Source organism: Alloalcanivorax balearicus MACL04 (assembly GCF_025532145.1).
In the GTDB taxonomy this organism is placed as follows: Bacteria; Pseudomonadota; Gammaproteobacteria; order Pseudomonadales; family Alcanivoracaceae; genus Alloalcanivorax; species Alloalcanivorax balearicus.
In genome coordinates this window covers 16,769-38,791 of sequence record NZ_ARXS01000001.1, presented here as the reverse complement: position 1 = coordinate 38,791, position 22,023 = coordinate 16,769, and the positions used below count along the sequence as shown (strand labels likewise).

The following is a 22,023-nucleotide window of genomic DNA, read 5'->3' as shown; positions in this document are numbered from 1 at the left end:
GTATTGAATCCAATTCAATTTCCGGTTGACGGCTGCCCTGAATCGGCATTGAATTGAATTCAAATCAATGCCGAAAGACCCATCACAATGACAAAAGGGAGGTGCTCATGCCACGCAAGATCGCCAATCTGAGCGTGCTGGACAGCGATCTGGCCGCTCGCCACAAGGCCTTGCGGCCATCCGCCGAGCGCAGCTCGCCGGAGATCGATCGGGACTTCGACACCCTGATGCGTGATGGCTATGTCATCATCGAGGGCGTGCTGGACCGGGACACATTAAGCGATATCCGTTCGCGGATAACCCCGTTATTGGACAAGACCGGCAGGAATACCTTCGAAGGGGCCCTTACACAACGGGTCTATGACGTTTTCTCCAAGACCCGGGTTCTGGATCATCTGGCGGATCACCCGCGTATCCTGGGTTTGATGGACAAGCTGTTCCTGCCCAACTACCTCATCAGTCAGGCCCAGATCATCAACATTCTGCCCGGGGAGGCGCCGCAGCTTCTGCATGCGGATGACAGTTTCTACAAAGTGCCGCGGCCACGGCCGCCGTTGGGCGCGGCGACGATCTGGGCGATCGACGACTTCACCGAGGATAATGGCGCCACCGTGGTGATCCCGGGCAGCCATGCCTGGGGACAGGACCGCAGGGGGCGGTGGGAAGAAGCGATACCCGCGGTCATGCCGGCTGGCTCGGTGCTGTTTTTCCTGGGGACCACCTGGCACGGCGGTGGAGAGAACCGATCCGACAAACCCCGTCTGGCGGTGACCTGCCAGTATTGCGAGGCCTATTTGCGGCAACAGGAGAACTTCCTGCTGGAGCTGTCCAGGGAGGTGGTGCGTGAGTTGTCGCCGGAGCTTCGGTCGCTGATCGGCTATTCCATCATGCCGCCGTTCATGGGCATGGTGGATGGCAAGCACCCGCTGCGGTTGCTGGGGGAGGAGTGATACGCTCCGTTTGGAGGTTGCTACAAGGTCGCTGTAGGAGCTAGCCCTGCTGGCGAATCTGTTTGGCCTTGTGCTCTTTCGCCAGCAAGGCTAGCTCCTACAGCGGCTTCGTAGTTCGGTCTGTGGGAAGCTGTCTTGGCAGCGAATGGCCCTCGAGCAGACCCGATAAACCGAAGGGATCACGCGTACTGGATAGGCTGGCCCGAGAGGATTGATACGCTCCGCTGGAGCGTCCCCTTCGGGCGCCTGTTGGGCGTCCACTCGACGGTGAGGCTGTCGAGTGTCGAACGGGGGTTCGAATCAGAGCCTTCGAGCAGACCCGATAAAACACAAAAGCCCGCGCAAGGCGGGCTTTTGTGTTTTATATGGCCCGCCCGAGAGGATTCGAACCTCTGACCTCTGCCTCCGGAGGGCAGCGCTCTATCCAGCTGAGCTACGGGCGGAAAACGATTTTCATGGCACTTTCGATGGCACCCTGGGGGCGCGGACGCGCATGATAGCGGTTCAGCGTCGGTGAGTCCACGATTGGGAATGAACGACAAGGCGCGTATAATCATCCGGCTTGTGGACGGGGCCGCGATCCCGTCCCTTCAGGGTTCCGCGTCAGGGGGTGATGCGGACATCGGCTATGCCCGGGGGGAGAGGCGTGAACAGCACGTTTTTCCTGGGTTTCAGCGAGGCTCGGCGGGTCGGCATTTTACAATCTTTTCCCGCGATACCGGAGTGGATTCGGTAACCTCTTGCGACATTAGGATGGAGAAAAAACGGTGCGTATCGCCTACCTAGAAGACGACCAGGCCCAGGCCGAGCTGGTGACACACTGGCTGCGCGAAGCAGGCCACACGTGTATGCACCTGTCCAGCGGCCGCGAGTTCATGAGCTTGCTGCGACGGGACACCTTCGACCTCCTGGTACTCGATTGGGAAGTGCCTGATATGAGTGGTTACGCCGTTCTCGAGGAAGTGCGTGCCAGTGGCAATCGCACGCCTGTCCTGTTCGCCACTCAACGCGATGACGAGTCTTCCATCGTGGGCGCGCTGACCCAGGGAGCCGACGACTATATGGTTAAGCCAGTTAAACAAGCGGAGCTGCTGGCCCGACTCACCGCCCTGGGGCGGCGAGCGGGTGTTGCCGACATGGACGATCAAGGAACCCTCAACGTTGGACCCTGGACCATCGACCGGGCCCGGCGACAGATCTTTCTCGACGACGAAGCCGTCAAACTCACCGACAAGGACTACGAACTGGCGTGTTACCTGTTCCAGAACGTGGGCAAATTGATGTCCCGGGCGCACCTGTTGGAAAAGGTGTGGGGCATCATGACGCCGATTGAGTCCCGTACGGTGGACGTCCATATCAGCCGCATCCGCCGCAGCCTGCAAATCCGTCCCGAACGTGGCTATCGCATCAAGACGGTGTATCAGCACGGTTACCGGCTGGAACCAATGGAAGAATAAACGCCTATGCTTTCCCGCTGGTTGACCGCCGTGGTGCTGTGCCTGATGGCCGCCACGGCGCAAGCCGATGCCAATGCCGATCACTGGCAATACACCGTTCGTCCTGGCGACACTCTGTGGAATCTGTGTGAACGCTTCGCTCAGGACCCGGTGTTTTGCTGGCGCCAACTGGCGGCGAACAGCGCGGTGGATGATCCCTATCGCATGTCTCCGGGCAAGGTCATTCTGATCCCGCTTGCCTGGCTCAAGGAACAACCGATGCCCGCCCGTGCCGAACGGGTTAATGGCCAGGTCTGGCTGCTGGTTGGCAATAACGACCCCGAGCCGGTGGAAAACGGCGCGGAGATCGCCTTCGGCGACACCATCGAGACTGGCGAGGCCGGCAGCGTGGTGGTGCGTTTCGCCGACAATTCCGAGGTGGCGGTGAAGCCCGACACCGTGCTCAAGGTGAATCATTACCGGCGTTTCGTCGATGTCGGCAACGAGCCCACGGAGCTGCAACTGGAGCGGGGCGCCATCCGCAACACCGTTACGCCCCGCGATACCGATGCCCGGGTGTTTCGTGTCTACACTCCCGGTGTGATGACCGCGGTTCGCGGTACCGAGTATCACGTTCGCGTCACCGATGACGCCGTCACTCTCAGCGAGGTGGTGAAAGGCGAAGTGGAAGTCGCCGCCGCCCGCAGTGCCACGCCTGTGCCCGCCGGCTATGGCACTCTGGCGCGGGATGGCCAGGCGCCGGCCCAACCGGTCAAATTGCTGCCGGCTCCGGAGGTGACATTGAAGGCTGGCGGTCGCAGCCTGCGCGCGGAATGGCCGCCGGTGGAAGGCGCCGAAGCCTATTCAGTGGAATTGTTCGATGCCGATGGCGTTCTGCGACAGAGTGAGCAGATCAGCGAACCGCAATGGCGAGCCAAACCCCAGGCCGGCGAGTATCAGCTACTGGTAAGGGCGATTGATGCGCGAGGACTGCGTGGGCAGGAGCGTTTGCTGGACGCCACGGTATCCAAAGGCGCCTGGCCCTGGGATGCCCTTCTGTTCATTGGCGGCGCTGGCTTGCTGCTCGCGCTTTGACCCTCCATGCCCCGGTGGCCACCGTCCATGGCGGCCACCTTCGTTCGTCATGCGCTTCTTCTTTTTGCCACCTTCGTGGCGTAAAAAAACATTGGAAATGAAGGGCATAGATCGGGATAGTGAGAACTCCGGTTTGATGCCATAACAAAGGCGCCCGGCGGTATCCAAGGGAAGAGGTTCGGGGTTCATGAGTAGAGGGTTCGATAGCCACCAGCGCCGTTATCTGGTTGAGCACATGTCCGTGCTGTTGGTGGTGGCGAGCCTGTGCACCCTGCTGTCCATCAGTGGCGGTTTGTCTTTCCTCAACCGTTACGTCTACGACACCCTGCTGCCGCGGCTGCCGATGGAACCCTCCGGCGACATCCTTATTGTCGGCATTGATGAGTACAGCCTGCGGGAAGTGGGGCGTTGGCCCTGGGATCGCAGCATCCATGCCCGTCTGATTGATCAACTCTCCAAACAGGGTGCCCGTGGGGTGCTGATGGATCTGATCCTGTCGGAACCGGATCGGTCTCGTCCGGCGGCGGACCAGGCGCTGGTCAGGGCGTTGTCCGAAAATGGCAATGTCTATCTGCCGGTGCACGTGGAGCAACTGCGCGCAGGCGGGCAACTGATCGAGGTGTTGCCGGCGGGGCCCTTCGCCCGCGCCGCCCGGGGGCTCGGCCATGTGGATCTGGAACTGGATGGCGACGGGGTGGCCCGTTCGGTCTATCTGCGCTCCGGGATCGGACAACCCTGGTGGCCGCACATTACCCAGGCGATGCTGGAAGGCGAGGGGCTGATCCCCGAGGACCGCTTCCCCGCTGGCGAAAACGACGATTTCGTCGGCTTGGCCAACGTTCGCAAATACCCCCGTTTCATCCCGTTCGCCGGCGGCGCGGGAACCTATCCGCACGTCTCCGCGGTGGATGTGCTGGAGGGACGGGTTCCGGACCAATTGATCAAGGACCAGTTCGTGTTCATCGGCGCCACGGCCGCGGGTCTGGGCGATATGCTGCCGACGCCAATGGCCGGTCAGGGGGACCTGATGGCGGGGGTCGAAATCAACGCCAATATCTTCGATGGTCTGCGCCATGAGCGCATGATTTCAGGCATGAGTCGGCCCTGGGCCATAGCCCTTGGTGTGGTGCTGGCCTTGCTGGCACCGCTGCTGCTGCCGTTCTTCCTGCCGCGCTGGAGTATTCCGCTGATTCTGGGCTCTCTGCTGTTCACGCTGGGAATCTGTTACGCGCTTTTGGCGGTCTGGCAGATCTGGTTCCCGCCGGCGGCCGCGGCCATCGCCGCCGTGGTGGCTTACCCGCTATGGACCTGGCGGCGCCTGGAGTACTCCATGGCGTATATGCGCAACGCTCTGGAGCGCCTGGCGGAATACAGTGATCTGAACCGCCGCCTCACCGAGCCGGCGCCGCTGTCGCGGATGCTGCGCATGCTGGATCAGGTGCTGCCAGTGCGGTCCTGGCGGTTGCAGGCCCAGGCCGGTGCTCCGGTGTCCGGCGGCGAGCAACTGGAAGCCACCGCCTGGCGGGGGCAGTTGTCCCGTCGTTATCCGTTCCGTCATGACGGCAAGCGTTATGAACTGACCGTGGTTTGGCGCCAGGCTGTGGATGCGGACACCTATGATTACTGGATTCGCGCCATGCTGGCGCGTACCGAAACCCATCAGGCTGGTATCGGGCCCCGCTACGAGGTGCTGGAGAAGCATATTGAGCGATTGCGCCGGGAGGAGCACCGCCAGCAGGCGTTGACCCGCTTCTTCCAGGTCGGTCTGGCGCAGATGAGTGAAGGGGTTCTGATCACCGACGCCTGTGGTGGTGCGGTGTTCATGAATCCGCAGGCGTCCTATCTGCTCAGTATTGAGGGCGTGGCCCAGGACACCCTGGGGCTGGCGGATATTGGCCGTGAACTGGAGTTCAGCGGCGATCGCGGTTGGCGCACGCTGCTTCAGGAAGCGTTGGCGGACGGCCGGGTGCAGAAAGAATGCCGCAACCGCCGTGGCATGGATCTTTATCTGGACATGATTCTGGTACACGCCGGCGACCAGCCGGGGCGCATGCTGATCATCAGCCTCAAGGACATTTCCGACGTCAAGCAGGCCATGCGCACCCGTACCGAGATGCTGGATTTCCTGTCCCATGATCTGCGTTCGCCGATGGTGTCGGTGCTGGCGCTGGTGGGCAAGATGCGGCATGGCCCGGATGGCGAGCGGTTGTCGGACTTCCTGGATAACGTGGAGCACTACGCCGAACGTAACCTGAACATCGCCGAGCAATTCCTGCAACTGGCCAGGGTCGAGGGGGTGGATTCGGTGGAAATGATGGAACTGGACATGCTCGATGTGGTGGAATCCGCCATCGATCAGGTGCAGATCCAGGCCCAGGCCCGGGATATCACCCTGCGGTTCGCCTACGACGAGACCGAGGAGGTCTGGGTAAAGGGCAATAACGAGTTACTGGAACGGCTGATAGTGAATCTGCTCACCAACGCGGTCAAATACAGCTACGAAGGCAATTCGGTGGATGTGCGCCTGTTTACCCAGGGTGGCCAGGTGACCTGTGAGGTGCGGGATCGCGGCGTGGGCATTCCGGAGGCGTTCCAGGATAAGCTGTTCGACCGTTTCAGCCGTGCCAGCACCAGCGGCGGGGCCCGTACTCGCGGGGCCGGCCTGGGGCTGCGCTTCGTCAAGGTGGTGACGGAGCGCCATGGTGGCGATATCAAGGTGGTCAGCGCGCCTGGAGAAGGTAGCCGTTTTACCCTGTTATTGCCGCGAGTCCAGCTATCCTGAGCTACTCCCAAGGTACTGATTTTATCCCCGCGATTTCTGAGGGTATAATCGCGCCCGCAATAACAAACAGAGCCGGCACGTCTCTGAATGAGTCCCGGCCCCGAGGGGCAGCCGGGCGTTATTCAAAGCTGTGTTTCGGGACATACCAATAACCGAGGTGGAACCGTGAAAAAAATGCTGACTGCTGGCCTGATTGTACTGGCCACCCTGTTCGCCGGCGCCGTAATGGCCGCCAGCACCAAGGACATTTCCCCGTATCCTCTGGGCGAGCGCTCGGTTCTGGGTGACCGCGCCACCGCCGAGCGGATCAAACCGGTGGGGTCCGTGTGCGTGGAAGGCGAAGAGTGCGGCAGCGCGGTAGCCGCCGCGGAGGGGAGCGGTGAACCGCGTTCCGGCCAGGCCGTATACGATACCGGCTGTGCCGCCTGTCACGCCACCGGTGCCGCCGGCGCACCCAAGTTCGGTGATGCCGGTCAGTGGGCCAGCCATATCGAAAAGGGCATGGACACCCTGGTCAAGCACGCTTTCGAAGGCTTCAACGCCATGCCACCCAAGGGCATGTGCATGGATTGTTCCGAAGAAGAAATCCGCAACGCGGTGGAATACATCGTCGAGAACAGCCAGTAATTGTCGCGGGCATGGAAGCCCGCATACACGCCCTGCATTCAGAGGTTGCTACGAAGCCATTGTGGGAGCTTGCCAGCAAGCTCCCACAATGGCTTCGTGGACCGGGACGTTGTCCGGAACCCGCTTACTCCAGCAACGCCTTGAGATTGGCCAGGCTGGCTTCGGCCATTTCGCTGTCCCGTTCCTCGTTGCGGGGGGCGCCTTCACCGATATATTCCAGATCGTCCGGCGGCAGTTCGTCGATGAAACGGCTCGGTGTGGTATCCACCTTCTCACCGTATTGTTTGCGGGTGCGCGCCTGGGTCAGGGTGAGCGTTTCCCGCGCCCGGGTGATGCCTACATACATCAGGCGGCGCTCCTCGACGATATTGTCTTCCTCGATGCTGGTACGGTGCGGAAGCAGCTCTTCCTCCACGCCCATCATGTAAACGTGGGGAAATTCCAGCCCTTTTGAGGCGTGCAGGGTCATCAGCTGGACCCGGTCGGAGTCGTCTTCCTCGTCCTGCTGCTCCAGCATGTCCATCAGCACCAGTTTGCCGATCACCGCTTCCAGGTCGCTGGAGCCGTCGTCGTCTTCTTCCTGCTTTTCCAGCATGCGCTGAATGTTGCGCACCAATTGCCAGACGTTTTCGATGCGCTTCTCGCCGATGCGCGGGCTGGAGGCGTTTTGCATCACCCAGCCTTCGTAGTCCATTTCGGTGATCAGTTCCTTCACCGCCTGCAGGCTGTTGTGGCGGAAGCAGTGTTCACGTTTGCCATCCAGCCACTGTTTGAACTCCCGCAGTTTCTCCGCCGCCTTTGGCGGCATGGCCTCGCTCAGACCGAGGTCGCCGCAGACGTGATACAGGCCCTGATCGCGCCGGCCCGCCCAGGCCGCCAGCTTTTCCAGGGTGGCGGGGCCCACTTCCCGGCGCGGCGTGTTGATGATGCGCAGAAAGGCGTTGTCGTCGTCCGGATTCACCAGCAAACGCAAATAGCACATCAGGTCCTTGATCTCGCTGCGCGAGAAGAAACTGGTGCCGCCGGAGACCTTGTAGGGAATCGACAGCGATTGCAGCTTCATTTCCAGGATGCGGGACTGGAAGTTGCCGCGGTAGAGAATGGCGAAGTCCTTCCAGTGCAGCCCCCGTTGCAGGCGGCGGTGAAACAGATCGCCGGCGATCCAGTCGGTTTCCCCGTCCTCGTCGCGCAGCGCCGCCACCCGCACCGGTTCGCCATAACCGTAGTCCGACCACAGGCTCTTCTCGAACACATGGGGATTGTTGGCGATCACCGTGTTGGCGGCCTTGAGGATGCGGCCGGTGGAGCGGTAATTCTGTTCCAGTTTCACCACTTTCAGGGCCGGCCAGTCCTGCTGCAGCTGATCCAGGTTTTCCGGGCGGGCGCCGCGCCAGGCGTAGATCGACTGGTCGTCATCGCCAACCACGGTGAAGCGGCCTTCCGGCAGGGTCAGCATGCGCACCAGTTCGTACTGGGCGCCGTTGGTGTCCTGGTATTCGTCCACCAACAGGTATTGCAGCCGATGACGCCACTTCTCCAGGATTCGTGGTTGTTCGCGGAACAACAGCACCGGCATCATGATCAGGTCATCGAAATCCACCGCGTTGCAGGCGCGCAGCATGCGGTTGTAGCCGCTGTAGGCCATGGCCGCGCGCACTTCTTCCTCGGTCTGGGCCTGGCTCACCGCCTCCTCGGGGGACACCAGTTCGTTCTTCCAGTCCGACAGGCATTTGTGCACCGCCTCCACCGCGTTCAGGTCCCGCTCGGATTCCCCTTGAAGCAGGATTTCCTTGAGGATTTCACGGCTATCGGTCTGGTCGAGAATGGAGAACCCGGAACGCAGGCCGCAGGCCTTGAGTTCGCTCTTGAGAATGCGCAGACCCAGGTTGTGGAAAGTGGAGACAATCAGGCCCCGGCTCTGGCCGCCCTGGACCAGGCTTTGCACTCGCTCCTTCATTTCCCGCGCCGCCTTGTTGGTGAAGGTCACGGCGGCGATGCGCCGGGCCGGCACGCCCCGCTCCTGGATCAGCCAGGCGATCTTGCGGGTGATCACACTGGTCTTGCCAGACCCCGCCCCGGCCAGCACCAGTAGTGGGCCGTCGGCGTAATGGACCGCTTCCCGTTGGCGAGGGTTCAACGAGGTCATGAGGGCTCCAGGGGTAAACGAAGGCGCGTATCATAGCAGCCACGGCGGCATGAAACAGTGTCCGCCGACGCCTGGTGACGAAGGCGCTATACTGCCCGCCATGCGTCTCGATTACTTCGTTGCCCACGCCACCGGGCTCACCCGCAAACAAGTCAAAACCCTGATCCGCTCCGGCGCCATCCAGGTGTTCGACGGTGCCGGCGACATGGTGCCCGCCAAGCCGGAGCGGCGCCTGGAAACGGACATGCGGGTGCTCTGGGAAGGGCGGCCGCTGAGACTGGAAGGGCACCGTTATTTGATGCTGCACAAGCCGGTGGGCGTGGTGTGTTCCACCGACGATCCGGGTCATCGCACCGTTCTGGATCTGCTGTCCGGTGCCCAGCGCGCCGGGTTGCATGCCGCCGGCCGGCTGGATCTGGACACCACCGGACTGGTGTTGCTCACCAGTGATGGCCACTGGTCCCACCGCATCACCTCGCCGCAACACCATTGCGCCAAGCGTTATCGGGTCACCACCGCCGAGCCGGTGACTCAGACCCAGGTTGATACCCTGTCCGCGGGCGTGGTGTTACGCGACGCCCCCCGCCCCACCCGCGAGGCGCAAGTGGAAGTGGTGGACGCTCTGTGTCTGCGCCTGACCATCAGTGAAGGGCGTTATCACCAGGTCAAACGGATGCTGGCGGCGGTGGGCAACCGGGTGGTGGCGCTGCATCGGGAGGCGGTCGGCGACGTGGTATTGGACCCGGCGCTGGCGCCGGGAGAATGGCGCCCGCTCACCGAAGCGGAGCAGAGGCGACTGGGCCCGCCGGATTGACCACGGTGCCGCCCGCCATCGCGGACCACCGCTGCAATCGTGCCCTATCCGCCACCCGCGCCGGTACCAGCGGGATCCCGTGTGCCGAGGCTTGATGTGTCCCCGCCGAGGCCGGTTTGGGTTCTCCGCAAGAACAGTGCATAGTGCCAGAAGGGTCCGGATCACGATTGCCGTCGGTGGGACGGTCTGGGCTGCCACTTGTCATTTTCGGACACGGTTGAGCACAGGTGTATGCTTGAGGTTATGAACAGGACGCCACATAACGACCCCGCACTGGCCAGTGATCGTTCGCCGATCCCGGTCAACTATGTGCGCAATCTGGTGGAACTGGCCCGTGAAGCCGGGCTCGACCCGTCCCGTTTATTGGCGCACGCCGGCTTGTCGGAGCCCCAGGTGTACAGTGCCGAGCCGGCGTTGAGATTCGATCAGTTCCGCCGCGTCATGGCCAGCGCCCGGGAGCTGTCCGGCGATCCCGCCATCGCTCTGAGCCTGGGTCAGCAACTTACCGTGACCGCTCATGGCTTGTTGGGTTACGCCGCCATCAGCAGTCGTGATCTGGGGGATGCGCTGCAGTTGTTGGAGCGCTATTTCCGTACCCGTACCCGCCTGTGTCTGCCGCGTCTCGATGTGGAAGAGCCGTGGGTGCGTTTCGCCTTGATGGAAAGCTACGACCTGGGTGACATTCGCCGCCCCTATCTGGAAGTGGTCACCGCCGCGCTGGTGGCCGGACTGCGTTATTTGCTTGGTGATCGTTTTCAGGGCGCGGTTCTGACCCTGCCGTATGCTTCGCCGGACTACGCAGAGCGGTATCAGGAATTGCTCGGCATGACCGTTCGCTTCGGCGCCGATACCGCCGTGCTCAGCTTTCCGGCGGCCCTGTTGAGGGAGGCTCTGCCGATGGCGGATGCGTCCTCCCGGCAGATGGCCGCCCAGCGGTGCGAGGAGGAACTGCAACGGCTGGAAGCGGATCAGGACTGGGCCTCGCGGGTGCGCGCCCGTCTGATGCAGGCGGAAGGCGCCTTGCCGAGCCTCGAGCAACTGGCCACCGGTTTCCACCTGACCTCACGGACCCTGCGTCGCTATCTCGCCGCGCTGGGCGTCAGCTACCGCTATCTGCTGGAAGAAGTGCGCATGGCCCGCGCGGTACGTTATCTCCAGGCCAATCTCACCGTGCAGCAAGTAGCACAGAAGCTGGGCTACGCCGAACCCAGCAACTTCACCCGGGCTTTCCGCCGCTGGACCGGCCGTCCGCCCAGCGACTATCTGGGCAATCTGTAAGAGTCTGTTTGCGCCATCACCCCGATCACCGGCCAAGATGTAACAGGCCGCGACAGACTTCACTCCGGACGCTGGAAACCGGCACAATCAATGCCCTCTTTCGGGCCTTACTCCGTCCTCCGCGACCGGGGTCCCGCGGTCCGTTTTTGCTTGGTTTTTTATAGACAGGTTTGGGAGACAGCCATGTTCGATATCACCAACAAACGCATTCTTATCACCGGCGCTTCCAGCGGCTTTGGCGCCCGTTTCGCCGAAGTGCTGGCCGAGCACGGTGCCGATCTGGTGCTGGCGGCACGGCGGGTGGACAAACTCGAAGCCACCGCGGAAAAAGTCCGCGCTCTGGGGCGTGACGCCCGGGTGGTGGAAATGGACGTGTCCGATCACGCCAACGTGGAGCGGGCTTTCAAGAACATGCCAGCCCTGGATGTGGTGGTGAACAACGCCGGGATCACCCGGGAAGGTGCCACCGACACCCTGTCCGAGGAAGACTGGAACGCGGTGGTGAACACTAACCTCAACGGTGTCTGGGCGGTGAGCAAGTTCGCCATTCAGCAATGGCGCCGGGACGAGCGCCCAGGCAACATCATCAATATCGCTTCCATCCTCGGCTTGCGGGTGGGCGCCTTGCTGTCACCGTACACCGTGTCCAAGGCCGGCGTGGTGCAACTGACCAAGTCCATTGCTCTGGATTACGCCCGCTACAACATTCGCTGCAACGCCATCTGCCCGGGTTACATTGAAACCGACATCAACCGGGAGTTTTTCCAGGGGCCCCATGGCGGCAAGCTGATCAAGCGCATCCCCTACCATCGCCTGGGCCAGATCGACGAGCTGGCCGGTCCGTTGCTGCTGCTGGCCTCCGACGCCTCTTCCTACATGAGCGGCGCGGCGATTCCGGTGGACGGCGGGCACCTGTGTAATACGCTTTGAGGCAAGCCGCGGTGGGTCGACCGCGGTGTCCTGTTATCCGCACCCTGCTTGCCGCCGGTATTGCTCCGGGGTGGTGCCGGCCAGACGCCGGAACATGGCGATGAACGCGGACGGGTTGCTGTAGCCCAGATCATAGGCGATGGCATGGACGCTGTGTTCCTCCTCCAGGGCCTCCAGCGCCAGCAGGTAACGCAGCCGCTGGCGCCACTCCCCCAGCGGCATGCCCAATTCCCTGTGGCACAGGCGGGCCAGGGTGCGTTCGGTCATGTTGGCCTGTCGCGCCCATTGTACCTGGGTGCGATTGTCCGCGGGGTTGTTCCGCAGTGCCTCCAGGACACTACTGAGCACCGGGTGATCAGTGTAGGGCAGGAAGTAGGGGACACCCTGAGCACTGAGGCTGAGCTGGTCCAGCATCACCCGCGCCAGCCTCTGGTCGCTCTCGTGCTCCGGTTCGTGCACGCCGCGCCGGGCAAAATCCACCAGGATGGCTTTGAGGATATCGGTGATCGCCACCGTGCAGGCCTGCATCGGCAGGTCCCCGCATAGGGACACGTCGATATACACCGAGCGGTAGATCACGGCATTCGGATTATAGCCGCCATGGGCCGCCCCCGGCGGAATCCATACCGCATACTGCGGCGGTGACAGAAACCGCTTTCCCTCCACCCACAAATGCATGATGCCCTGGGTGGTGTAGTTGAGCTGGCCCCAGTCATGGCGGTGCTCCAGCGACTCACTGCCGGCTGGGAACTCGTCGTAACGGAAGTACACCGGCGACGGCAGTGTGGTGAAATCCGGCAGTGGCAGATAATGGGGCGCTGTCATGTCCGAAATCCCCTGTGGGTTGTCTGGATGAGAGTATAAGGCTTATTTCAGACAGCGTCATAATGGCGCCTCGAGAAAGGGAGGCCCGTGGTATGGCGTATTTGCTCCCGTTGGCGGCGGTACTGATCTGGTCCGGCAATAACGTGGTCAACAAGTTGGCGGTGGGCGTGCTGTTTCCGGCGGAAATCGGCTTTTACCGCTGGGTATTGGCGGGGGCGTTGCTGACGCCGCTGATGGCGCCGCGCCTGTGGCGTTTCCGTCACCAGGTGAAGCCGCTGATTCCCCGTATCATCGTGCTCGGTTTGCTGGGCATGGCGGTGTACCAGACCCTGGCCTACTACGCCGCCACCATGACCAGCGCCACCAACATGGGCATCATCCTGTCGCTGATGCCACTGATGGCATTGGGTTTATCCTCGGCATTGCTGGGTCTGCCCCTGACCCTGGGGGCACTGGTGGGCGCGGTGATCTCCCTGGGTGGCGTGGTGCTGGTGGTCTCTTCCGGCGACCTCGCCGCTCTGGTTGCCCGGGGCATTAATCAGGGCGACGCCCTGATGGTGCTGGCGACCTTCGCCTACGCGGTCTATGGCGTGTTGCTGAAACGCTGGCAGCCGCCTCTGCCCGCCATGCTGCTGTTGTACCTGCAGGTGCTGGTGGCGCTGGTGGCTCTGTTCCCGCTGCTGTTGCTCTCACCCCAACGGGGCGCCAGTGTCGAGGCGGTGCCGCTGGTGATCTATGCCGGGGTTCTGGCCTCGATGGTGGCGCCCTTGTTGTGGATGCAGGGGATCGCCCGGCTCGATCCCAGCCGCATGAGCCTGTTCTTCAACCTGATGCCTCTGCTCACCGCGGTGATCGCTTCAGTGTTGTTGCGCGAACAGCTGACCTGGGCGCACCTGATCGGCGGCGGGCTGACACTGGCCGGCGTGATCCTGGCGGAAACCTGGCGGCGGCCGTTGCGCCGCGCCGCCGGCGTCAGCCTTCCTGGTTCCGCCGATAGCTGAGCGCCTCGCTCAGATGGGCGCGGTCCACCCGGTCCGTGCCCGCCAGATCGGCAATGGTGCGCGCCACCCGCAGACTACGATGCAGAGCGCGGGCGGACAGGCCAAGCCGCTCCATGGTCTCGATCAACCAGGCGCGGTGCGGCGCCAGTATCGCTTCCAGCGTGTCGGTGGGCAGATCCCGGTTGAGCCGGCCCTGGCGTTGCTGTTGCCGCTGGCGGGCGGCGATCACGCGCTGGCGTACCCGTTCACTGCTCTCCCCGGGCTTCCCTTCCAGCAGTTCCGCCGCTGGCAGCGGCGGCAGATCCAGGTGCAGATCAATACGATCCAGCAGCGGTCCGGACAGGCGCGCCTGATAGCGGCGGGCCTTTTCACAGCGGTAGCCGCAGCCGCGTTCGGGATCGCCAAGATAGCCGCAAGGGCAGGGGTTCATCGCCGCCACTAGCTGAAAGCGGGCCGGGAACGTCAATTGCTGGGCGGTGCGGGCGATGTGCACCTCGCCGGTTTCCAGAGGTTCCCGCAAGACTTCCAGCACGCGCCGTTCGAATTCCGGCAACTCATCAAGGAACAGCACGCCATGATGGGCCAGGGAAATTTCTCCCGGCCGTGGGCGGCCGCCGCCGCCCACCAGGGCGACGGCGGAGGTGGTGTGATGGGGGCTGCGGTAGGGGCGTTGCAGAAAGTGCGCCGCCGGCCGGCTGGCGCGCAGCGAGTAAACGGCCGCCACTTCCAGAGCCTGGGCCTGGTCCAGTGGTGGCAGCAGGCCCGGCAGCCGTGACGCCAGCAGACTTTTACCGGCCCCCGGAGGGCCGCACAACAACAGGGAATGGCCGCCGGCGGCGGCGATTTCCAGCACGCGTTTGCCGCTGATCTGACCCCGCACATCGGCCAGGCAGGGATGATGCGGGGCCGGTTGCCGGTCGATGTCCGGGGCGGGGTGGCAAGGCAAGGGCGCCGCGCCGCGCAGATGGGCACAGAGATCATTGAGGCTGGTCACCGCCAGGGTGCGGGCGCCAGCCAGTGCCGCCTCGTCGGCATTCTCCGCCGGCACCACCAGGGTATGGCCGGCGTCGGCGCAGGCCAGCGCGGCGGGCAACAGCGCCGGCACCGGATTGAGACGGCCGGACAGCGCCAGCTCGCCAATGAATTCGTGGCCATTGATGTCCACCCGTCCCAACTGGCCGCTGGCCAGCAGGATGCCCAGGGCGATGGGCAAGTCGAAACGGCCGCCGTCCTTGGGCAGGTCCGCCGGTGCCAGATTGACGGTGATGCGCCGTTGCGGAAACTCGAAGCCGCTGGTGACCAGCGCCGAGCGGACCCGGTCGCGGCTCTCGCGGACCGCGGTGTCCGGCAGGCCAACGATGGTGAAACCGGGCAATCCCGGTGCCAGATGGGTTTCCACCGTTACCGGAACGGCATCGATGCCTCGGCTGGCGCGGCTGAGCAGGCTGGTAATGTTCATGCGGTTCAGGGTAGGGCAATGGGGCCGGGATGACTGTCAGCCAGGGCGGTGACGGTGAGTGCGATATTGCCGCCGGCGCATGTAGGAAAAAATCGTCGGGAACGATTTTTGACGTCGCGCCAGCGACGGCCCGAAGGGCGGCGGCCATGGACGGCAAGCCGCAAAAAATCGCCGGGAACGATTTTTAACCTCATGTCGGTGACGGCCCGGAGGGTGACCGCCACGGACGGCGGCCATGAAAAAAGCTTCCTCGCGGTTTGGCGGGAACTCCTTCCCCTCCATCATGGACAGCGGAGCCGCGTTACGCCTTTGCGGGAACGCCGTGAAGCAGGGTCTCGCAAAGGCGTAACGCGGCTCCGCTTCGAGGTGATCGGCAAGCATGGTGTCCTTCTGGCCTTGGAGACACAAATTCGGTGGCCGCTACAGCGCCGCTGTGGGAGCTTGCCTGCAAGCGAATGGGCTTCCGGGCCCCAACATTCGCCTGCAGGCAAGCTCCCACGGCGGCTTCGTAGCCCCTTTCTGTGCCAGTGGTCGTCCGGAACGCGGCAGTTCACCCGGAGCGGGTCAGTGCTGGTCCGCCCAGGCCTGGATCAGTGACAACGCCTTGTGCGCCGCCGGTGACAGGGTGCGGTTGGCCAGGCGCGCCACCGCCAGTTCCACTTCCTGATGGCTGTCCTGAATGTTCAGCCGTACCAGCCGGCCCGCCGCCACCTGGGTGCGGCAGACCGAGGGCGTGGCGCTGAGCACGGCATCGGTACGGGTCACCACCTCGCGCAGGGTCACCAGGTCGTTGCATTCGAGGCTGAGGGCCAGGGCTTCTCCGGGGGACTGGCCCAGCCGCCGTTTCAGACGGTTGCGGGCGGTTTCCGGCAAGGGCACGGACACCAGCGGATAGTCGCCGAGATCCCGGGTGGCCACCGCTCTTCCATCCGCCAGGGGATGCCCCCGGCGCACATACCAGCCGGCGGCCTCCTTCGACAGGGGCTGGCTTTCCAGGGCGGAGTCGTGGGGCACGGTGCGGCGTTCCACCACGGCGAAATCCAGCTCTTCCGTTTCCACTTTACGCAGCAGGGTGGCCCAGTCGTTCACTTCCACTTTGATCTGCAAATGCGGGTATTCGCTCATCAGGGTGCCGAGCACGTCCGGCAGCAGGATGGCGGAAGGGTAGGAGCCGGCGCCGAAGCGGACCTCGCCCATCTCGTGATTGCGGATCAGGTCGGCGTCCCGGCGCAGACCGCGGGCTTCGAACAGCACCCGCCGGGCACGGTTGATCAACTGCTGGCCGGCAGCGGTGGGGACCACGCCCTGGGAGGTGCGGTCGAACAGGCGGATACCCAGCTCGTGTTCCAGGTTCTGGATGCCACGGGTCAGGGCGGGTTGGCTCAGGTGGGTGCGTTCCGCGGCTTTGACGAAGGAGCGCTCCTCGGCCAGGGCCACCAGTTGTTCCAGCCGGCGCAGATTCATAAATGCGATAAATGCATTGATTTAATGAATGTTATGCATTTGTAACATTGCGGGCGCCGGCGTACAACAGGGCGCACCCCTGCCCAGCCCGGAGAATCCCATGTGTGATCAATCCAAGCCCGCCCAGCCCGCTACCATCGCCTGCAATCATGGTTGGCGGGATCGCCTGCCGTTCGAGGACAGAACCGATTTCGAGAATGCCCGGCGTGGTTTTATCGCCACTTTCGATGGCGACGAGGTGCGTCGCGAGGATGGCCGGGTGGTATGGGATTTCCGCGCCTATGATTTCCAGGAAAGCGAGGAAGCGCCGGATACGGTAAACCCCAGCCTGTGGCGGCTGGCGCGTCTGAATAACCACACCGGTCTGTTCCAGGTGTGCGAACGCATCTACCAGGTGCGTGGTTTCGATCTTTCCAACATGAACATCATCGAAGGCGACAGCGGCTTGATCATCATGGATCCGCTGGTCAGCGCCGAGGTCGCCAAGGCGGGACTGGAACTGTATTACCAGCACCGCCCGCACCGCCCGGTGGTGGCGGTGATTTACACCCATAGCCACGTGGATCACTTCGGTGGCGTGAAAGGGGTGATCAGCGAAGAAGAGGTGCGTTCCGGCAAGGTGCGGGTGTACGCCCCGGAAGGGTTCATGGAAGAGACCGTCAGCGAAAACGTCTACGCCGGCCCGGCCATGCGCCGCCGGGCACAGTACATGTATGGCGGCTTGCTGCCGAAGGGGCCGCGCGGTCAGGTGGACGCGGGTCTGGGCAAGGGCACGTCCCGGGGTACCGTGACCCTGATCGCGCCCACCGATGAAATCAGCGAGGCGTTCGAAACCCACACCATTGACGGTGTGGAAATCGAATTCCAACTGACCCCGGGCACCGAAGCCCCGGCCGAAATGAACCTGTATTTTCCGCAATGGCGGGCACTGTGCGTGGCCGAGAACGCCTGCCAGTGCATGCACAACATTCTCACCATCCGTGGCGCGCTGGTCCGTGATCCGCGCATCTGGTCCTACTATCTTGGCCAGACCCTGGCCCGCTACGGGGAGCGCAGTGATGTGCTGTTCGCCCAGCACCATTGGCCCACCTGGGGCGCGGACAACATCCGTGAGTACCTGGCGGATCAGCGGGATATGTACGCTTTCCTCAACGACGAAACCCTGCGCCTGCTCAACCACGGCCTGACGCCGATGGACATCGCCGAGCACATCAAGAGCCTGCCGCAACCGTTGGCGCAACGCTGGCATGCCCGTGATTATTACGGCTCGGTGAGTCATAACGTGCGCGCTGTTTACCAGCGCTACATGGGGTTCTACGACGCCAATCCGGCGCACCTGAATCCGCTGCCGCCGGTGGCAAGCGCCCGCCGTACCATCGAATGGATGGGCGGTGCCGAAGCGGTATTGGAAAAAGCCAGAGCGGAGTTCGAGCGCGGTGAATATCGCTGGGTGGCGGAGATCGTCAACCAGGTGGTGTTCGCCGATCCGGACAACGCCGCCGCCCGGGAATTGCAGGCCGATACCCTGGAGCAACTGGGTTATCAGTGCGAGAACACCACCTGGCGCAACGCCTACCTCACCGGTGCCCAGGAGCTGCGCAAGGGCGTCAAGCGGGTGCCGGGCGGGCAGGCGCCGGATCTGGTGCGGGCGCTGACTCCGGCGTTTTTCTTTTCCTTGCTGGCGATCCGGCTGGACAGCGAAAAGGCCGCGTCACAACCGATGACGCTGAATTGGCACTTCCCGGATCTGGACCAGGACTTCGCCTTGACCGTGCGCAATGGCGTGCTCACCTATCTGGAAGGGCACCGTCATGATAACGCTGACGCCAGCGTCACCATGGGCAAGGCCGACCTGGATCAGGTCGGTCTGGGTAAACTGACATTGCCGCAGTGCATGCAGGACGGTCGGCTGGCGGTGGCCGGGGATCAGGCCAAGGTGGCGGCTCTGTTCGGCATGCTCGATCAGTTCCAGTCTTCCTTCAACATCGTTACCCCGGCGACGCTGGGGTAACCGCTATTGCTGATCTGATTGCGCGGCGCGCTCCAGCGCCGCCACCTGCTTTTCCAGCGCTTCCAGCTTCTCGCGGGTGCGTTCCAGCACCCGCTGCTGCACATCGAATTCCTCCCGGCTGATCAGGTCCAGCCGCGCCAGCGCTTCGCCCAGCACTGCCCTTATACTGTGCTCCACATCGTCGCGCAGCTGCCCCGGATCTCCGGGCAGGCGCCGCTGAATGTCGGCCATTAGTCGGTCGATAAAGGGTTGGCTTTGCATGGCCGTAGGCTCCACTATGCGTTCAGTCGGCGTGATGGTATCACTCCAGGTCGGGGTTGTGCGGCACTGACTGCCGTGCCCCAAAATGGAACGCGCTCCAAGTCGGTGCACTATTATACCGCAGCGGAGTTGGAGCGTGGCCCGCGTCGGCGATGTAACCCTTTGAGAAAGCGTGACTTTTTAAAACTGGCATGGGTCGTGCACAAGATGGGTCAGAGCGTTCGCGCAAGTGGATGGATCGGGAACCAAAGAGGGGCCTGAAACGAAACGGACGTTACCGGACGCGTTAAGAGCGTTGAGGAGATAGCAATGAAACTGGTTACAGCCATTATCAAGCCGTTCAAATTGGATGATGTGCGTGAAGCACTGTCCGAGATCGGCGTTCAGGGCATCACCGTTACCGAGGTCAAGGGTTTCGGTCGCCAAAAGGGGCACACCGAGCTCTATCGTGGTGCGGAATACGTCGTCGACTTCCTTCCCAAGGTGAAGATCGAAGTGGCCATTGCCGATGGCAGCCTGGACCAGGTGATCGAAGCAGTCACCAAGGCCGCCAACACCGGCAAGATCGGTGACGGCAAGATCTTCGTCACCAATCTCGAGCAGGCCATTCGCATTCGTACCGGCGAAACCGGTGAGGATGCCATTTAAGAAGTTTTAGAACGTGTGCTGAATCGACCCATGCCAAGGCTTTTGGACACGTTTTTATTTCTCGGAGGGTTGCAACGTGGAAAACCAAATCTTTGAATTGCAGTACGCCATCGACACTTTTTATTTCGTGATCTGTGGCGCACTGGTGATGTGGATGGCCGCGGGCTTCGCCATGCTTGAGGCGGGCCTGGTACGCGCCAAGAACACCACTGAAATTCTGACCAAGAACGTGGCGCTGTTCGCCATTGCCTGCACCATGTACATGGTCTGCGGCTACGCCATCATGTACGACGGCGGTATTTTCCTGAAAGGGATCACCGACTTCGATCTGGGTGGCGTGTTGTCCGCTTCCGCGGAGAACGGCTTCGACGGTGATTCCGTTTACTCCGGCGCGTCCGACTTCTTCTTCCAGGTGGTGTTCGTGGCCACCGCCATGTCCATTGTCTCCGGTGCCGTGGCCGAACGAATGAAGTTGTGGGCGTTCCTGCTGTTCGCCGTGGTCATGACCGGCGTGATCTACCCGCTGGAAGGGTCCTGGACCTGGGGTAGTGCCGACGTCTTCGGTATGTACAACCTGGGCGACCTGGGCTTCTCCGACTTCGCTGGTTCCGGCATCGTGCACATGGCCGGCGCCGCCGCCGCTCTGGCCGGGGTGCTGCTGCTCGGCCCGCGTAAAGGCAAGTACGGCGCCAACGGGCAGATCAACGCCATTCCCGGTGCCAACCTGCCGCTGGCGACCCTGGGGACCTTCATCCTGTGGATGGGCTGGTTCGGCTTCAACGGCGGTTCCGTGCTGAAACTGGGTGACGCCGCCAACGCGCACTCCGTGGCCGTGGTGTTCATGAACACCAACGCCGCCGCCGCCGGTGGCGCCATCGCCGCCCTGATCGTGGCCCGTATCCTGTTCGGCAAGTCCGACCTGACCATGTTGCTCAACGGTGCCCTGGCCGGTCTGGTGGCGATCACCGCCGAGCCGTCCACGCCGACACCGCTGTTGGCGACCCTGTTTGGTGCGCTCGGTGGTGTGCTGGTGGTGTTCAGCATCGTCACCCTGGACAAGCTGAAAATCGATGACCCGGTGGGCGCCATCTCGGTGCACGGCGTGGTGGGTCTGCTGGGCCTGCTGCTGGTGCCGGTCACCAACGGTGATGTGAGCTTCTCTGGCCAGATCATTGGCGCCCTGACCATCTTCATCTGGGTGTTCGTGGCCAGCCTGATCGTCTGGGGCATCCTCAAGGCGGTGATGGGGGTTCGTGTCACCGAGGAAGAAGAGTACGAAGGCATGGATCTGGTGGACTGCGGTATGGAAGCTTACCCGGAGTTCGTCAAAAGCTGATCGATCACCTTCCGGATGAAAAAGGGCGCCCATGGGCGCCCTTTTTTTATGACCACCATCCTGTTGTCTTATGTCATCCGTTTGACCAGAGACAACGGCAGCACCTTCATGGCAAAACCCAGCGGTGCCCAGGGCCAGCGTGGTACGTAGGCTTTGGCCGGTTCTTTTTCGATCGCGTCCACTAGTTGCCGGCAGCCGGTTTCCAGATCGACGATAAACGGCGCGTTTTTCACCTGGGCATTGATGTCGGTGCGGATGTAGCCGGGATAGATCGTGCTCACCTTGATCGGCTTGCCGAGCATCTCCATGCGCAGGCCCTCGGCCAACGCGGCCACGCCGGCCTTGGTGGCGGAGTAGGTGTTGATGTTTTTACGCAGGCCGCGCAAGGCACTCATGGAAGACACCACCACCAGATGGCCGCTGTTCTGTTCGCGGAAGATTTCCATGGCCGCCTCGCACTGAGCCAGGGCGGCGACGAAGTTGGTCTCGGCGGTCTGACGATTGGCGTGGAAGTGACCGGTGCCCAGCGGTTGTCCCTTGCCGATGCCGGCGTTGACAATGATCCGGTCCAACTGACCCAGCTCCGCCTTGAAGGCGCGGAATACGTCAAAGACCTGCTCGTAGTCGTTCACGTCCAGTGGCCGGATCGCCACGGTGATGGTCGGGTGTGCCTGTTCCAGCTCGTTTTTCAGGGTTTCCAGTTTATCCAGGCGCCGGGCGCAGAGAGCCAGGTCGCGGCCCATGGCGGCGAAACGCCGTGCCATGCCCATGCCCAGTCCGGAGCTGGCGCCGGTAATCAGAATGGTTTTACGGTGCGGCATTGGGAGTCCTTATACGCCTGATGTGCCGGTGGTGGCTTGCGAAATCGCTGTAGCCCTCTGTGGGAAGCTGCTTCAGCAGCGAATCGCCTGCAAGTGACACTGCGATTGCGGAGCAGCGAATGAGGATGGTGCCGCTAAC

19 protein-coding genes and 1 tRNA gene are annotated in these 22,023 nt (G+C 62.7%); 13 read left to right on the top strand and 7 right to left on the bottom strand.

The genetic code is table 11. From position 1 onward, the window contains the following. The first annotated feature begins 107 nt into the window (after positions 1 to 107). Positions 108 to 950: a phytanoyl-CoA dioxygenase family protein gene (locus MA04_RS00200; RefSeq protein ID WP_262459040.1), complete on the top strand. Its 843-nt coding sequence runs from the start codon at positions 108 to 110 to the stop codon at positions 948 to 950. Positions 951 to 1,316: 366 nt separating this feature from the next. On the opposite strand, the gene MA04_RS00195 is transcribed toward MA04_RS00200, so the two are convergent. Then, positions 1,317 to 1,393: transfer RNA gene (locus MA04_RS00195), tRNA-Arg, on the bottom strand. Between the two features lie 324 nt (positions 1,394 to 1,717). On the opposite strand from MA04_RS00195, the gene MA04_RS00190 reads away from it, so the two are divergent. From MA04_RS00190 to MA04_RS00175, 4 genes are all read left to right on the top strand, one after another. Continuing rightward, entirely contained in the window at positions 1,718 to 2,407 is a 690-nt protein-coding gene (locus tag MA04_RS00190; protein WP_014996509.1) for a response regulator transcription factor, read from the top strand. Positions 2,408 to 2,413: 6 nt separating this feature from the next. Then, positions 2,414 to 3,481, top strand: a complete 1,068-nt coding sequence (locus MA04_RS00185) for a FecR domain-containing protein (protein WP_262459039.1) — start codon at positions 2,414 to 2,416, stop codon at positions 3,479 to 3,481. Positions 3,482 to 3,668: 187 nt separating this feature from the next. Next, on the top strand, positions 3,669 to 6,263 hold the full coding sequence (locus MA04_RS00180; RefSeq protein WP_262459038.1) for a CHASE2 domain-containing protein: 2,595 nt from the start codon (positions 3,669 to 3,671) through the stop codon (positions 6,261 to 6,263). A gap of 174 nt (positions 6,264 to 6,437) precedes the next feature. Continuing rightward, positions 6,438 to 6,890: a c-type cytochrome gene (locus MA04_RS00175; RefSeq protein WP_022994766.1), complete on the top strand. Its 453-nt coding sequence runs from the start codon at positions 6,438 to 6,440 to the stop codon at positions 6,888 to 6,890. Between the two features lie 124 nt (positions 6,891 to 7,014). On the opposite strand, the gene rep is transcribed toward MA04_RS00175, so the two are convergent. Beyond that, positions 7,015 to 9,036 (bottom strand): DNA helicase Rep, encoded by a 2,022-nt coding sequence (gene rep, locus MA04_RS00170; RefSeq protein WP_262459037.1) that lies wholly within the window; start codon positions 9,034 to 9,036, stop codon positions 7,015 to 7,017. Between the two features lie 49 nt (positions 9,037 to 9,085). On the opposite strand from rep, the gene MA04_RS00165 reads away from it, so the two are divergent. The 3 genes from MA04_RS00165 to MA04_RS00155 all read left to right on the top strand — a co-directional run bounded on the left by MA04_RS00165 (position 9,086) and on the right by MA04_RS00155 (position 12,058). Beyond that, positions 9,086 to 9,850 (top strand): pseudouridine synthase, encoded by a 765-nt coding sequence (locus MA04_RS00165; protein WP_262459036.1) that lies wholly within the window; start codon positions 9,086 to 9,088, stop codon positions 9,848 to 9,850. Between the two features lie 231 nt (positions 9,851 to 10,081). Beyond that, positions 10,082 to 11,128 carry an AraC family transcriptional regulator gene (locus MA04_RS00160; protein WP_262459035.1) on the top strand — a complete coding sequence of 349 codons (1,047 nt, stop codon included), beginning with the start codon at positions 10,082 to 10,084 and terminating at the stop codon, positions 11,126 to 11,128. Between the two features lie 183 nt (positions 11,129 to 11,311). After that, a complete protein-coding gene (locus tag MA04_RS00155) occupies positions 11,312 to 12,058 on the top strand; it encodes an SDR family NAD(P)-dependent oxidoreductase (protein WP_163126648.1) in 747 nt (248 codons plus the stop codon). A 33-nt stretch (positions 12,059 to 12,091) separates the two neighbouring features. Here the strand turns inward: MA04_RS00155 and MA04_RS00150 are convergent, their stop codons facing one another. Further along, positions 12,092 to 12,883 carry an AraC family transcriptional regulator gene (locus tag MA04_RS00150; protein WP_163126647.1) on the bottom strand — a complete coding sequence of 264 codons (792 nt, stop codon included), beginning with the start codon at positions 12,881 to 12,883 and terminating at the stop codon, positions 12,092 to 12,094. Positions 12,884 to 12,975: 92 nt separating this feature from the next. Between MA04_RS00150 and MA04_RS00145 the strand changes: the two genes are divergently transcribed. After that, on the top strand, positions 12,976 to 13,884 hold the full coding sequence (locus MA04_RS00145; protein WP_262459034.1) for a DMT family transporter: 909 nt from the start codon (positions 12,976 to 12,978) through the stop codon (positions 13,882 to 13,884). On the opposite strand, the gene MA04_RS00140 is transcribed toward MA04_RS00145, so the two are convergent. Further along, the gene (locus tag MA04_RS00140; RefSeq protein WP_262459033.1) at positions 13,856 to 15,343 is read right to left on the bottom strand and encodes a YifB family Mg chelatase-like AAA ATPase; all 1,488 of its coding nucleotides are present in this window, start codon (positions 15,341 to 15,343) and stop codon (positions 13,856 to 13,858) included. The genes MA04_RS00145 and MA04_RS00140 overlap by 29 nt on opposite strands. Before the next feature lie 29 nt (positions 15,344 to 15,372). On the opposite strand from MA04_RS00140, the gene MA04_RS00135 reads away from it, so the two are divergent. Continuing rightward, positions 15,373 to 15,531, top strand: coding sequence for a hypothetical protein (locus tag MA04_RS00135; RefSeq protein WP_262459032.1), 159 nt, complete (start codon positions 15,373 to 15,375; stop codon positions 15,529 to 15,531). Positions 15,532 to 15,907: 376 nt separating this feature from the next. Here MA04_RS00135 and MA04_RS00130 read toward each other — a convergent pair whose 3' ends face one another. Beyond that, positions 15,908 to 16,807 carry a LysR family transcriptional regulator gene (locus MA04_RS00130; protein WP_163127349.1) on the bottom strand — a complete coding sequence of 300 codons (900 nt, stop codon included), beginning with the start codon at positions 16,805 to 16,807 and terminating at the stop codon, positions 15,908 to 15,910. 100 nt (positions 16,808 to 16,907) lie between these two features. Between MA04_RS00130 and MA04_RS00125 the strand changes: the two genes are divergently transcribed. After that, complete coding sequence (locus MA04_RS00125) at positions 16,908 to 18,818, top strand: alkyl/aryl-sulfatase (protein WP_262459031.1); 1,911 nt, start codon at positions 16,908 to 16,910, stop codon at positions 18,816 to 18,818. A 3-nt stretch (positions 18,819 to 18,821) separates the two neighbouring features. Here MA04_RS00125 and MA04_RS00120 read toward each other — a convergent pair whose 3' ends face one another. Then, the gene (locus MA04_RS00120; protein ID WP_080531707.1) at positions 18,822 to 19,079 is read right to left on the bottom strand and encodes an accessory factor UbiK family protein; all 258 of its coding nucleotides are present in this window, start codon (positions 19,077 to 19,079) and stop codon (positions 18,822 to 18,824) included. 309 nt (positions 19,080 to 19,388) lie between these two features. On the opposite strand from MA04_RS00120, the gene glnK reads away from it, so the two are divergent. Further along, entirely contained in the window at positions 19,389 to 19,727 is a 339-nt protein-coding gene (gene glnK / locus MA04_RS00115; protein ID WP_014996495.1) for a P-II family nitrogen regulator, read from the top strand. 76 nt (positions 19,728 to 19,803) lie between these two features. Next, the gene (locus tag MA04_RS00110; protein WP_262459030.1) at positions 19,804 to 21,063 is read left to right on the top strand and encodes an ammonium transporter; all 1,260 of its coding nucleotides are present in this window, start codon (positions 19,804 to 19,806) and stop codon (positions 21,061 to 21,063) included. Positions 21,064 to 21,131: 68 nt separating this feature from the next. On the opposite strand, the gene MA04_RS00105 is transcribed toward MA04_RS00110, so the two are convergent. Then, positions 21,132 to 21,884 (bottom strand): SDR family oxidoreductase, encoded by a 753-nt coding sequence (locus MA04_RS00105; RefSeq protein ID WP_262459029.1) that lies wholly within the window; start codon positions 21,882 to 21,884, stop codon positions 21,132 to 21,134. Positions 21,885 to 22,023 lie beyond the last annotated feature (139 nt).

What these genes read in the sequence shown, in the direction of transcription:
- MA04_RS00165 (WP_262459036.1), top strand. Translation starts at nt 9,086, where the DNA reads ATGAAACAGTGTCCGCCGACGCCTGGTGACGAAGGCGCTATACTGCCC.
- MA04_RS00135 (WP_262459032.1), top strand. Translation starts at nt 15,373, where the DNA reads ATGACTGTCAGCCAGGGCGGTGACGGTGAGTGCGATATTGCCGCCGGC.
- rep (WP_262459037.1), bottom strand. Translation starts at nt 9,036, where the DNA reads ATGACCTCGTTGAACCCTCGCCAACGGGAAGCGGTCCATTACGCCGAC.
- MA04_RS00155 (WP_163126648.1), top strand. Translation starts at nt 11,312, where the DNA reads ATGTTCGATATCACCAACAAACGCATTCTTATCACCGGCGCTTCCAGC.
- MA04_RS00130 (WP_163127349.1), bottom strand. Translation starts at nt 16,807, where the DNA reads ATGAATCTGCGCCGGCTGGAACAACTGGTGGCCCTGGCCGAGGAGCGC.
- MA04_RS00120 (WP_080531707.1), bottom strand. Translation starts at nt 19,079, where the DNA reads ATGCAAAGCCAACCCTTTATCGACCGACTAATGGCCGACATTCAGCGG.
- glnK (WP_014996495.1), top strand. Translation starts at nt 19,389, where the DNA reads ATGAAACTGGTTACAGCCATTATCAAGCCGTTCAAATTGGATGATGTG.
- MA04_RS00185 (WP_262459039.1), top strand. Translation starts at nt 2,414, where the DNA reads ATGCTTTCCCGCTGGTTGACCGCCGTGGTGCTGTGCCTGATGGCCGCC.
- MA04_RS00160 (WP_262459035.1), top strand. Translation starts at nt 10,082, where the DNA reads ATGCTTGAGGTTATGAACAGGACGCCACATAACGACCCCGCACTGGCC.
- MA04_RS00200 (WP_262459040.1), top strand. Translation starts at nt 108, where the DNA reads ATGCCACGCAAGATCGCCAATCTGAGCGTGCTGGACAGCGATCTGGCC.
- MA04_RS00150 (WP_163126647.1), bottom strand. Translation starts at nt 12,883, where the DNA reads ATGACAGCGCCCCATTATCTGCCACTGCCGGATTTCACCACACTGCCG.
- MA04_RS00180 (WP_262459038.1), top strand. Translation starts at nt 3,669, where the DNA reads ATGAGTAGAGGGTTCGATAGCCACCAGCGCCGTTATCTGGTTGAGCAC.
- MA04_RS00175 (WP_022994766.1), top strand. Translation starts at nt 6,438, where the DNA reads ATGCTGACTGCTGGCCTGATTGTACTGGCCACCCTGTTCGCCGGCGCC.
- MA04_RS00140 (WP_262459033.1), bottom strand. Translation starts at nt 15,343, where the DNA reads ATGAACATTACCAGCCTGCTCAGCCGCGCCAGCCGAGGCATCGATGCC.
- MA04_RS00145 (WP_262459034.1), top strand. Translation starts at nt 12,976, where the DNA reads ATGGCGTATTTGCTCCCGTTGGCGGCGGTACTGATCTGGTCCGGCAAT.
- MA04_RS00105 (WP_262459029.1), bottom strand. Translation starts at nt 21,884, where the DNA reads ATGCCGCACCGTAAAACCATTCTGATTACCGGCGCCAGCTCCGGACTG.
- MA04_RS00125 (WP_262459031.1), top strand. Translation starts at nt 16,908, where the DNA reads ATGTGTGATCAATCCAAGCCCGCCCAGCCCGCTACCATCGCCTGCAAT.